The organism is Rhizobium anhuiense bv. trifolii (genome assembly GCF_024346605.1).
GTDB lineage: Bacteria > Pseudomonadota > Alphaproteobacteria > Rhizobiales > Rhizobiaceae > Rhizobium > Rhizobium anhuiense.
On record NZ_CP098803.1, the window covers coordinates 2066693 to 2078773 of the forward strand.

12 protein-coding genes are annotated in these 12081 nt (G+C 61.3%); 5 read left to right on the top strand and 7 right to left on the bottom strand.

From position 1 onward, the window contains the following. Positions 1-65 precede the first annotated feature (65 nt). Together NE851_RS18840 and NE851_RS18845 are read left to right on the top strand one after the other, a co-directional pair. The gene (locus tag NE851_RS18840; RefSeq protein WP_029868484.1) at positions 66-1469 is read left to right on the top strand and encodes a DegQ family serine endoprotease; all 1404 of its coding nucleotides are present in this window, start codon (positions 66-68) and stop codon (positions 1467-1469) included. Continuing rightward, complete coding sequence (locus tag NE851_RS18845; RefSeq protein ID WP_063473384.1) at positions 1466-2782, top strand: replication-associated recombination protein A; 1317 nt, start codon at positions 1466-1468, stop codon at positions 2780-2782. Before NE851_RS18840 ends, NE851_RS18845 begins: the two co-directional genes overlap by 4 nt. Before the next feature lie 32 nt (positions 2783-2814). Here NE851_RS18845 and NE851_RS18850 read toward each other — a convergent pair whose 3' ends face one another. From NE851_RS18850 to NE851_RS18860, 3 genes are all read right to left on the bottom strand, one after another. Then, positions 2815-3489, bottom strand: coding sequence for a VIT1/CCC1 transporter family protein (locus tag NE851_RS18850; protein ID WP_097545251.1), 675 nt, complete (start codon positions 3487-3489; stop codon positions 2815-2817). 254 nt (positions 3490-3743) lie between these two features. Further along, positions 3744-4055 (bottom strand): DUF1883 domain-containing protein, encoded by a 312-nt coding sequence (locus NE851_RS18855; protein ID WP_097545249.1) that lies wholly within the window; start codon positions 4053-4055, stop codon positions 3744-3746. 101 nt (positions 4056-4156) lie between these two features. Continuing rightward, on the bottom strand, positions 4157-4315 hold the full coding sequence (locus NE851_RS18860) for a hypothetical protein (protein WP_155295777.1): 159 nt from the start codon (positions 4313-4315) through the stop codon (positions 4157-4159). A 185-nt stretch (positions 4316-4500) separates the two neighbouring features. On the opposite strand from NE851_RS18860, the gene NE851_RS18865 reads away from it, so the two are divergent. Continuing rightward, entirely contained in the window at positions 4501-5448 is a 948-nt protein-coding gene (locus NE851_RS18865) for an alpha/beta fold hydrolase (protein ID WP_097623607.1), read from the top strand. Positions 5449-5492: 44 nt separating this feature from the next. Here NE851_RS18865 and NE851_RS18870 read toward each other — a convergent pair whose 3' ends face one another. Further along, complete coding sequence (locus NE851_RS18870) at positions 5493-6497, bottom strand: ketopantoate reductase family protein (RefSeq protein WP_097545248.1); 1005 nt, start codon at positions 6495-6497, stop codon at positions 5493-5495. 155 nt (positions 6498-6652) lie between these two features. Beyond that, positions 6653-7504 (bottom strand): oxidoreductase, encoded by an 852-nt coding sequence (locus tag NE851_RS18875; protein WP_097545247.1) that lies wholly within the window; start codon positions 7502-7504, stop codon positions 6653-6655. 125 nt (positions 7505-7629) lie between these two features. Between NE851_RS18875 and NE851_RS18880 the strand changes: the two genes are divergently transcribed. Further along, entirely contained in the window at positions 7630-8517 is an 888-nt protein-coding gene (locus NE851_RS18880; RefSeq protein ID WP_047619884.1) for a LysR family transcriptional regulator, read from the top strand. A gap of 92 nt (positions 8518-8609) precedes the next feature. Continuing rightward, positions 8610-9653 carry an alpha/beta hydrolase gene (locus NE851_RS18885; protein WP_047619886.1) on the top strand — a complete coding sequence of 348 codons (1044 nt, stop codon included), beginning with the start codon at positions 8610-8612 and terminating at the stop codon, positions 9651-9653. 50 nt (positions 9654-9703) lie between these two features. Here the strand turns inward: NE851_RS18885 and NE851_RS18890 are convergent, their stop codons facing one another. Together NE851_RS18890 and NE851_RS18895 are read right to left on the bottom strand one after the other, a co-directional pair. Next, positions 9704-10327 carry a carboxymuconolactone decarboxylase family protein gene (locus tag NE851_RS18890; protein WP_047619888.1) on the bottom strand — a complete coding sequence of 208 codons (624 nt, stop codon included), beginning with the start codon at positions 10325-10327 and terminating at the stop codon, positions 9704-9706. 63 nt (positions 10328-10390) lie between these two features. Next, the gene (locus NE851_RS18895; RefSeq protein WP_047619890.1) at positions 10391-11923 is read right to left on the bottom strand and encodes a sensor histidine kinase; all 1533 of its coding nucleotides are present in this window, start codon (positions 11921-11923) and stop codon (positions 10391-10393) included. Positions 11924-12081 lie beyond the last annotated feature (158 nt).

Sequence of the window (12081 nt, forward strand, 5' to 3'; positions counted from 1 at the left end):
AACCGCTCACATTTTTCGGCATCATGCTCTAAAACGTTCCTCAAGAGGATTCAAAAGGGATACCCATGCAAGGCCTGTTCAAGCGCGCGTCCGTCTCGCTCTTCGCTCTCATGCTCATTCTGCCGGCCGCGGCCGATGCGCAGACTGCAAAGACCGTCCCCGAGAGCCAGATGCAGATGCAGCTCTCCTTCGCGCCGCTCGTCAAACAAACGTCAGGCGCCGTCGTCAATGTCTATGCGGAAAAGATCGTCCAGCGGCAGTCGCCCTTTGCCGGCGATCCTTTCTTCGAGCAGTTTTTCGGCCAGCAGATGCCGAACCGTTCGGAAAAGCAGTCCTCGCTTGGTTCCGGCGTCATCGTTGAGGCGAACGGCACTGTCGTCACCAACAATCACGTCGTCGAAGGCGCCGACGACATCAAGATCGCGCTGTCGGATGGCCGCGAATTCCCTTGCAAGGTGGTGCTGCGCGACGACCGCGTCGATCTTGCCGTCCTGAGGATCGATACCAAGGAAAGCTTCCCGACATTGCCGATCGGCAATTCCGATTCGGTCGAGGTCGGCGATCTCGTGCTGGCGATCGGCAACCCCTTCGGCGTCGGCCAGACGGTGACGAGCGGTATCGTCTCGGCACTGGCCCGCAACCAGGTGGTCAGGAACGAGTTCGGCTTCTTCATCCAGACCGATGCCTCGATCAATCCCGGCAATTCCGGCGGCGCCTTGATGAACATGAAGGGCGAGCTGATCGGCATCAATACGGCGATCTTCTCCCGCGGCGGCGGCTCGAACGGTATCGGCTTCGCCATCCCCGCCAATCTCGTCAAGGTCTTCCTCGCCTCGGCCGATGCCGGCGTCAAATCCTTCGAGCGGCCCTATGTCGGCGCCAGTTTCGATGCCGTGACCTCTGAGGTGGCTGAAGCGCTCGGGCTGAACAAGGCGCGCGGCGCGCTCGTCGTCAAGGTCTCGGAAGGCGGGCCGGCGGCCAAGGCCGGGCTGAAGGCCGGGGAAATCGTCACCGCCGTCGACGGCATTTCTGTCGAACATCCCGATGCACTGCTCTACCGGCTGACGACGGCCGGTCTCGGCAAATCGGTCAAGCTCACCGTCGTCGAGAACGGCCGCGAGGAGCAATTGCCGCTGACGCTCGACCGCGCCCCGGAGACCTCGCCGCGCGACCAGCGCACGATCGGCGGCCACACGCCGTTTACCGGCGCCGTCGTCGAGAACCTGTCGCCGCGGGTTGCCGACGAGTTGCGCATGCCGCCGGAATCGGCAGGCGTCGTCGTCTCCGAGGTGAAAGAGGATTCGCCTGCCGCCCGTTTGGGCTTCGAGCCGAAGGATATCATCGTCTCGATCAACGGCACGGATGTGAAGTCGACCAGCGAACTGTCCGAGATCGCCGATAGCGACCCCGGCCTCTGGCGAGTGGAAATCGAGCGCGACGGCCAGCGCATCCGGCAGTTTTTCCGATGAGCAACGATCTCTTCGCGCCGCGTGTTCCGGAGGAGGTCGCCGCCAGGCGGCCGCTTGCCGACCGGCTGCGGCCGAAGACGCTTGCCGATGTCACCGGTCAGGAACACCTGACCGGTGAGGATGGCGTGCTGAAAAGGATGATCGAAAGCGGCTCGCTCGGCTCGATGATCTTTTGGGGGCCGCCAGGCACCGGCAAGACGACGGTGGCGCGGCTGCTTTCGGGCGAGGCCGGGCTGGCCTTCGAGCAGATATCGGCGATCTTTTCCGGCGTCGCCGATCTGAAGAAGGTGTTCGAGACAGCCCGCCTGCGGCGCATGGACGGCCGTCAGACGCTGCTCTTCGTCGATGAGATCCATCGTTTCAATCGTGCCCAGCAGGACAGTTTCCTGCCGGTCATGGAGGACGGCACCGTCATCCTCGTCGGCGCCACCACCGAGAACCCGTCCTTCGAGCTCAACGCCGCTCTCTTGTCGCGGGCCCGTGTCCTCACCTTCAAGTCGCATGACGAGGAGAGCCTGGAGGAACTGCTGAAGCGCGCCGAGGCGATCGAGCAGAAGCCGCTGCCGCTGACCGAGGAGGCGCGCGCCAGCCTGATCCGCATGGCCGACGGTGATGGCCGGGCGGTGCTGACGCTCGCCGAAGAGGTCTGGCGCGCCGCGCGCGAGGGCGAGAGCTTCGATACCGAGGGCCTGACGCGCATCGTCCAGCGCCGTGCCCCAGTCTACGACAAGGCGCAGGACGGGCACTACAATCTGATCTCGGCGCTGCATAAATCCGTGCGCGGCTCGGATCCCGATGCCGCGCTCTATTATCTCGCCCGCATGTTCGATGCCGGCGAAGACCCGCTCTATCTCGGCCGGCGGCTGGTGCGCATGGCGGTGGAGGATATCGGTCTTGCCGATCCGCAGGCGCTGGTGATCTGCAATGCCGCCAAGGATGCCTACGATTATCTCGGCTCGCCGGAAGGCGAACTGGCGCTGGCGCAAGCCTGCATCTATCTCGCCACCGCGCCGAAGTCGAATGCCGTCTACACCGCCTTCAAGGCGGCCAGCCAGGCGGCAAAACAGAACGGTTCGCTGCTGCCGCCGAAACATATCCTCAATGCGCCGACCAAGCTGATGAAGGGCGAAGGTTACGGCGAGGGCTATCGTTACGATCACGACGAGCCGGATGCCTTTTCCGGTCAAGATTATTTCCCGGAGAAGATGGGCCGCCAGACCTTCTACGATCCGCCGGAGCGCGGATTCGAGCGCGACATCCGCAAGCGGCTGGAATGGTGGGCGAAACTTCGCAAGGAGCGCAATCCGCGCTGACGGGTTTATGCCTGTTGGGTTGGCGAAGGGGCTCACCCGCCAAGAGCGATCGCTATTGCAACCAGAAGCAACCCGAGAGAAGTCATCGTCATCCCTGCGCGAAAAGGCCTGCCTCCCGAAAATCTCGCCCACGCATAGCCCGTCACAAACAGCAGCATGATGAGAAACAGGTTGCTGACTCTCAGAGCTAGGTGCGCGCTGTCGATGAGAAGGAAAGGGGTCACTGCCGGAATGGAGGTGATGGAGACCAGAAAGAAGACCGCGATGGCGGCACAGAGATCACCTTTCGATAGGGACACCGTCACAGGATCGGCCCGAGATGCAAGCGTCAGGAGTGATCGATAGAGCGTGTCCGCGTCCCCGGCCTTTGCAGAAAACGGTGCTTCTTCGATCGGGAATTCTTTCGCGAGCATCTCAAGCGCCGCAGCTTCGCTTCTGGCGGCTTTAATTTGCCGAAAAAGGCGCAGCCGTCTGCTCTTGTAAAACGTCGTACCCAGAATGAACAACACGGCATCAATGATCCCCCAAGCGACGTTGCATCCGATTGTTGCGACGATCAACTCGTGGACATCTAACCCTTCATCCTCAAAAACGAGCCTTGAACCTACCGTAAATGTTAGCGCCATGATCAATCCGAAAAGGACCTCACCGAGCGCATCGCCGGGATCGATGATATTGGTGATACGACCGATCGGGCTCGAAGTCATGGACTGCCCCCAGGTGATGAAGATCATGGCCCGCTGTTCCTCACTCTCTAGCAGAGCATGAATGAGGAGCCGACTTGCAACTGGCGGCGCGGGGTAAGCCTCGCGACCACAGAACTGTGACCGACGTCGCGGTCTGATTCATTGATCGCAATCAACGATCGGCAGGATTGGGCGTCTCGTGATCACGGTTTTTCGACAGAGCAGCTTCAGCGCTTGCTTTTGCGCGTCCGAAAGATGCGTGGGTGCTGTAAAATTCAGGAGGGCCGCGGCATCTTCTGATTTGCGGGCGCCGCGATCACCTTGACGGCGGATTCCGCAAGCCCGTGATGGCCCTCCATGTCGACGACGACATGCCAGTGGCCGCTTTCCGGCACGGCGATCCTGATCGGCGATTTGCGCGCTACGCCGCCGATATATTTGAAATCGAGAACCTCGGTGAACCGCTGAAAATTCGGTGACGTCATCAGCCGGACATTGTTCACCGCATTCAACGACACCTCGATGATCGATCCGGCGCGTTGTTCCTTGAGATCGTAATGGGTGAAGCGGAAATTCGGTTTCGGCATCGGTCTCGCGGCGTCTGAAGTCTCTGCGCCAGGATTTTACCAGCATGCCGGTTAAGGAAAAGTTGGAATTGGCCTTTCAGCTCACGTCTTCGCGCTCCGCCTCAGAGCCAGCCGAAAATGACGTAGAGCTCGACACAGGCGAGCACCACGCCGAAGACGATGAACGCCTGGGCGGTGCGCCTCTCGCGCATCTGCCGGCTGCCGCGCGTGATCCTGTAGGGGCGAAGAGGCCGGAAACCGGAGGACATGAGATTTCGCATGGCTTTTTGACCTTTGCAGTGATGGCGAAAGGCTACTGCCGCTTGCGATAGGAAATCCATTCGGAGAGAGGGGCGAAAATGTAGAAATGGCATAAAGGCCGATGGCAGAAATTTCGAAGCGCGGTGTCGGAAACGCATGATCGCCGCCGTCCTTGCGATATCGAAGCAAACATGGGAGCAAGGACATGTCGAAGATGACGCTGATTTCGATGATCGCAACGGCTGCCGCATTCCTGGCCGCACCCGATATGTCAGGTGCTGAAAGTGGAAGGCCTGTCATCGAGGACAATAAGGCCGTAGCGCCGATGGTCAGGAAGGGAAGCGTGCCGGTCAACGGCATCGATTATTACTACGAGATCCGCGGGGAGGGCGAACCGTTGCTGCTCCTTCACGGCGGCCTCGGGCAGATCGAGATGTTCGCGCCGGTCATGCCCATCTTCACCGACCACCGCCAGGTGATCGCCGTCGACCTGCAGGGCCATGGCCGCACGCCGCTCGGCAAGCGGCCGATCGAGCTTCCGGCGATCGGCGCCGATCTCGCGATCCTGGTGAAGCAGCTCGGTTACGACAAACTCGACGTCTTCGGTTATTCCTTTGGCGGCGGGGTGGCGCTGAACATGGCGGCGAACGCGCCCGACCAGGTGCGCCGGCTGGTGATACTCTCTGCACCCTATGCGCAGAACGGCTTCTTCCCGGAGATGCTGCCGCAGCAGGCGGCCGTCGGCGCCGGCATGGCCGAGATGATGAAGGACACGCCGATGTTCCTCTCCTACAAGGCGGTGGCGCCTGATGTTTCTGAATTTCCGAAGCTGCTCGACGCCATGGGCGCGCTGATGCGTGAACCCGCCGACTACAGCGATGCGGTCGCGAAGCTCACCATGCCGGTCATGCTGATCTATGGCGATGCCGACATGATCCGCCCCGAGCATATGGTCGACTTCTATCACAAGCTCGGCGGCGGTCTGCGCGATGCGGGCTGGATGCGGGAAAACATGTCGAAGAACCGGCTGGCGATCCTGCCCGATCTCACCCATTACGAGACCTTCGCCTCTCCCCTCATGGCGAATATGGCAATGACCTTCCTCGATGGCGGCGGCAAGGCGCCGAATTGGGCCGAGCAGGTCGGAAAGTAAGTCAAGGCGGCCGGGTTTCTCCCGGCCTTTCTTTTTCTCCGCAGTCAGCGGTCGCGCTGGTTTTCCCGATCCAATTGTGTCACCAGCGCCAGGATCGTTTCCGAGACTGGGGTCGGAACGGCACTCAGGCGTCCGAGCGCCACCACCATGCCGACCAGCGGCGTGATTTCGAGCGCCTTGCCGCCGATCAGATCCTGCAGCATCGATGTGCGCACGGCGCCGATATGGCGCGATTGCTCGAGCCGCTGCTCGACGGTCATGCTGAAACGCGCGCCCAAGGCCTCGCCGACGGCGCGGACCTCGTTCATCACCTTGCCGACTGTGGTCGAAAGTGCCGGATCCGCCATGATGTCGGTCATCAGCGCCCTGGTCAGCGCGCTGATCGGGTTGAAGGCGGTATTGCCCATCAACTTGCTCCAGATCTCGTCACGGATAACAGCCGTCGTCGTGATGTTGAGGCCGGCGTCGGTCAGCACCGCGGCGATCGCCTTGAGATCGGCCGACATCTCGCCTGAGGGCTCGCCGAGCACGAAGCGGCCGTTGTTGGCAAGCTGGATCTCGCCGGGATAGATGACCTCTGCCCCTTGATAAGCGACGCAGCCGATCACCCGTTCCGGCCCGATCAGTCGCCAAAGCCTGCCGCCGGGATCGAGCTCGTCGAACTGCAGCTCGGCATGCCGGCTCTGGATATCGCGGTGAAAATACCACCACGGAATGCCGTTGAGGATCATGACGACGCGGGTGCCTTCCTTGAGGAGGCCTGCAATACCTTCGGCAGCGGGTGCCAGCTGATGCCCCTTGAGGCCGGTGATGACGAGATCCTGCGGCGGCAATGTCCTGGGATCGTCGGTTGCGGTGAGGCGGACATTGAGCGGCCTTTCCGCACCGGCTTCGCGCAGGCTGAGACCATTGTCGCGGATGGCGTCGAGATGGGCTCCACGCACGACGACGGAGATGATGGCGTCGTTTTCGGCGTGGCTTGCAAGCTTGACGGCGATAGCGCCGCCGAGCGCCCCGGCGCCATAGATGCAGATGGACTTGATGGACATGCTCGCCTCTTCATGGTGGTGATCGAACCTAGATCTAGGCCATTCCATACGCGAGGCGAACGCTAATTTGCCGCATGCTGCACTTTCCTGCACTCACGGCGCGCAGCCGCCGCATCCCGGAGATTCGGGAGGCAACGGCTGCCCCACCTTGGTCTTCAGGCCGAGCCCGTTGCCTCGCTTGGAAAATCCGTGGACAAAGCGAGCTGGCGCCAGGCGGCAAGTTCCTTTTCGACGCTGGCGTGCTGATCCTCGATGACGGCCACCGTATCGCTGCCGAACGGCATGCGCAGCGGCGGATTGGGCGAATTGGCGAGCGTCATGATGCCGGCGGCAAGCTTGGCGGGATCGCCGGGCTGGGTATGGTTGGCATCAACAGCGAAGCTGCGCATGTTGCCGGCCGGCGTGCCTTCGTAATCGGCGATGGAGGCCGGGCTGACCGCCAGCGACGTGTCGGCGAGGAAGTCGGTGCGGAAGAAGCCAGGCTCGACGATCGTCACCTTGATGCCTAAAGGTTCGAGTTCGGCGGCCATCGATTCGGACAAGCCTTCGACGGCGAACTTCGTCGAGCCGTAGACGCCCCAGCCGGGATAGCCGAAATAACCGCCAATTGAGGAAAAGTTCAGGATGTGGCCGGAGCGCTGGCGGCGCATATGGGGCAGCACTGCGCGCGTCACCTTCAGCAGACCGAAGACGTTGGTGGCATAGAGCCTCTCGATCTCTTCGGCCGTGGCTTCCTCGACAGCGCCAAGCAGGCCGTAGCCGGCATTGTTGGCGAGAATATCGATGCGGCCGAAGCGGGCGATGCCGGCAGCCGCAGCCTCTTTCGCCTGCGCCTCGTTGGTGACGTCGAGGGCGACGGCAAGCAGGTTCGGGTGGTCGCCCAACTGCTCGGTCACGGTCTTCGGGTTGCGGGCGGTGGCGATGACGGCATCGCCTGATGCGAGGGCTTCTTTGGTCATCAGCGCGCCGAAGCCGCGAGATGCACCAGTGATGAACCAGACTTTCATGACGAATTCCTTTCGAACTATTCGGTTGGCGGTGGCATCTCTGTGCCGACGAGGTGAATTTGACTGAAAATTCGTTGCTGTATAAGATTTGTTATTCTTGAAACTATGATGAGCTTATTTCAGCAATGCGCGCCACCGAACTGTCCGAACTCGCGGCTTTCGCCGCCGTCGCGCGGCACAAGAGCTTTCGCAAGGCAGGCGAGGAGCGGGGCGTCACTGCTTCCGCGGTCAGCCATGCCGTGCTCAATCTCGAAGACCGGATCGGCATCCGCCTGCTCAACCGCACGACGCGCAGCGTCTCGCTGACGGAGGCCGGCGAACTGTTGATCTCGCATCTTGACCCGGCCTTCGGCGAGATGGCGGCAGCGCTCGATGCGCTGAACCGCTACCGAGACACGCCCTTCGGCAAGGTGCGGATCAACGTGCCGAATTCGATCGGCCCCTTCGTCATCGGCCGCATCATCGGTCCGCTGTTGACAAAGAACCCCAATTTGCAGCTGGAGATCAACGCGACAGACAGGCTGGTCGATATCGTCGAGGAGGGGTTTGATGCCGGCATCCGCTTCGGCGAGCGCGTCACCGAGGGCATGATCGCGCTGCGCATCAAGCCGCGCATCCGCCTGGTCGTCGTCGGTTCGCCCGCCTATTTCGAGACCCGGCCGAAACCGGCGACACCGCATGAGCTCAAGCGCCATCTCTGCATCCAGAACATGTTTCCATCAGGTGCGCGCTATGCCTGGGAGTTCGAGAAGGATGGCCAGACCGTGAGCTTTCAGCCGACCGGGCCGCTGTCGCTCGACGATCACGAGCTGATGATGCAGGCAGCACTTAGCGGCGTTGGCCTTGCCTATATCTGGGAGCCGCGCGTGGAGAAGGCGGTCGCCGGCGGCGAACTGATCCAGGTGCTGGACGACTGGTGTCAGCCGGAGGAACCGCTCTATCTCTACTATCCGAGCCGCCGCCATATGTCGGCGGGTTTCAGGGCTGTTATCGACGCGATAAGAGCGGAGTAAAAAAGGTCGGGATTGGCATCCGTCACCCTTTTGACTCCCATGGGCGAACTGGCCAATGATGCTGCCGTGACCCGCATCATCGGGAGAGGTTGATGAACAATCGGATTTTGTCTGCCGGTAATCGAAGGCTCGCAAGGCGGCTCGGATGTCTGTTGCCTGCGCTTACTGCGATGGCGTTGCTGGCATCCGGCGTGTCTGCGCAGGACATTGGGCCGCAAAGCCAGGCCTCGCGTGAGCAGGTCGAAAAACTCGTCAGCCTTTGGAAGAAACACTTTGCCGGCGCCGACAGCCTGCAGCAGCGGCGGACGGCCTTCAGAACGCTGATGGAGACGACGCCGGGACCGACGCGCATCCAGGTCCGGCAGGTCGATGCCGACGGCGTCGATGCCGAACTGATGTGGCCCGCCCGACTTCATCACCCGATCGGCCAAAGGGTGATCCTCTATATCCATGGCGGCGGCTTTTCCAGCGGCTCCATCCGCACGCACAGCCTGATTGCCGGCTCGCTCGCCAAGGCCGCATCGAGCGACGTTCTTCTCGTCGATTATCGGCTGATGCCTGAATATGGCTATCCCGCGCAGATCAACGACGCGCTGACCGCCTATCGCTGGCTTCTCGACAACGGCTATCGGAGCGAGAACATCATCGTCGCCGGAGACGGCGCCGGCGGCAATATCGCGATCGAGACGGTGCTGCGGCAGATGCAGGTCGCAAAGCCGTTGCCGGCGGCTGTGATTGCGCTCAGCCCCATTACCGATCTTGCCGCGACGGGCGGATCGATGACATCGAATGCCGAAAGCGATCCGCTGGTCGGCAAGGACTGGATCGAGACCTTGCGCAAGACCTATCTCCGCACCCGGTCTCCGACCGATCCTCAGGCCTCGCCGCTCTATGCCGACATGACCGGCTTTCCGCCGCTGCTGCTGCAGGTCGGTTCCGGCGAAGTCCTGCTGGACGATACGCTGCGGCTCGCCGACAAGGCGCGCCAAGCGGGAGTGGACGTCACCACCGAGGTCTGGCCGGGAATGCCGCATCAATGGCAGCTGTTTCCCTCGCTGCTCGACGATGCCGACCGATCGAGCCAGAACATCGCCGAATTTGCGATCCGGCATTTTGCGGACAAACCACAGGAGTAGGGCCGCAGGGGAACAGGGGGCCGCAGGAGCAGGCGCCCTCGGTCATCGCATCATTGCGATGTGCCACGAGACGGTGAGGGCGCCAGAGGCCGCTCCACCTCCCGGCCGACGCTGAGTGTCTTTCGCACATTCGGCTCCAGCCGCTCGATATAGGCGTGGTCGGGTGCAGCGCCCAGCGCATCCAGCATTTTCGAGAAGAAACACCGGGCCGCGGCCGCAGCCGTGACGTCGAAGACATCGGCATCGCTCAGTCCGTGTTTTTTCAGCCCGTCTATATCCTGCTGGGTGACCGACGTCGCATCGCGCGCCACTTTGGCGGCAAAGGCCATGATCGCGCGTTCGCCGGCATCGATCGGCGCCTTCTCCGTCTCGTTGACAACTGCCGTGAGCCCGTCGCTGGTGAAACCCTCGCGCAGCAGCACCGAGCCGTGCGCCAGCATGCAATAGGAGGATTTCAGCTCCTTGGCTGCCGCCAGCGTCACCAGTTCATAGCGCCTGAGGCTCATATGGCTGCGAATGCTCGAAAGCAGCGCCGCCCAGCTCTCCATCACCTCCGGCCGGTGGCCGAAGGCCCGGTACATGTTCGGCAGATATCCATAATTCGCCTCGGCCGACGCATACATCGACGTCGTCTTCTCGCTGGCGGATGCATTGGGGGTGTGAATGAAAGCCATGGCGTGATCCTCCTCTATTGCGAGAAGGATAGGGTAGATATGGCGGACAGCAATCCTGAAACGTCAGGCCGCGTCATTGGTCGCGGAAGCGTTACCGCTTCTCTTGATGGGAAGGGTTACGGTGAATGTCGACCCGCATCCTTTTGCGCTTCGAACCTCTATCGAGCCGTTATGCAGCTCGACGATCTGCTTCACCAGATTGAGGCCGATACCCGTTCCGGCAATCCCGATCGACGTCCGGGCACGAAAATAGCGCTGGAACAGCCGGGGCACGTCTTCCGGATCGATCCCCACACCGTCATCGCTGACCGAAACTTTGACGTTTCCTGTCTCTGCCCATGCCGTGACGCGAATTTCGGAGGTTCCAGGCGCGTATTTGACGGCATTGGAAAGCAGGTTGGTAAAGACCTGTGCCAAAGTGCGGGGATCGCCATCGATGAACTCGGGAAGCCCATCTATGTCCAAAACAAAGCTGTGCGTCTTTGCGATCGTCGACTGCCGCTCGCAGCAGGTTCTTATCAATGATCTTAATGCGCAAGCGGTGTAGCTGATATCGATCTTGCCGGTATCGAGGCGTCCGGCCGACAGGATGCTCTCCATGAGATCGACAATCCGGTTCACCGATGCGCGGATCTGATCGACCTTGTCGCTGAGAAATTCGGGTTCGACCGCCCCTCGTTTACGCAGCAGCCGCTGGGCAGCGGCGTCGATGATGGCAAGCGGGGTCCTGAATTCATGCGATGCCATCGCCACGAACTGCCGCTGCAATTCGTTGATGTTCCGCTCCTGCGTGAGCATGCGTTCTAGTTCCCGCGCTTGCCGCTCGACTTCCGCCGTACGACTCTTCACCGTCGCTTCGAGCTGATCGTGATGCCGGCGCAGCTCTTCGGCAAGGCGCACGGTCTTGGTGACGTCTTCATGGGTGGCGACGTATCCACCGTTTTGCATCGGATTGTGGGTGATCTTGATAACCCGCCCATCGGTGAGCACGATGTTCTGGCTGGCTACCGCACCGCGGGCCGTCGCTTCGAAAACGACATCAAAATAGGTAGCGGTATCGGCCGGGCCATTTCCCTCCCGGCTGCGATAGGCCAGGATATCCACGAGTGGCGTCCCCGGTTGCGTCAGCAGGTCCGGCAGATTGTACATCCGCGCATAGGAGGGGTTGCACAATATCAGGTTCTTGACGGAATCGAACATGCACAGCCCATGCGGCATGTTGCTGAGGGCTGCGTCGAACCGGCGATGTTGTTCGGCCAGGCTGTCTTCGACGCGAATGAGCGTCGAGATGTCTTCATAGCTGAGGATCCAGCCTCCATCCTTCGATGGCGCGCAGGTCAATGAGATCATCCGTCCGTCGGAAAGTACGAACTGAGACGTATGCGGTTTGCCGATCGCCGATCGCCGGGATGCCACCGCACGGCAGTCGGCGCCCAACAATCCGTCGATAGCCATTCCCTTGCGGATGGCGCCTTCCGGAAGGCCGAGAATATCAAGCGTGCGGGAATTGAACGCCGTTACCGCACTGGCAGGATCGAGCAGGACAATGCCCTGAGGCAGGCTCTCCAGAATGGATTCAAACGAGTGTGGCATCATCCGGTCCTGCTTCAGATCTGGTGCGTTGCACGTCTGCGTAGCATTGGTCAGAAACGATAAAGTTTCGCTAATGTCTGTCGGTGGGAACTGCTCGACGGAAAGCTGGGGGAATACGGCTCTCCGGCATTCTTCTATCTTTCTCAGATAGGCGAACCAGC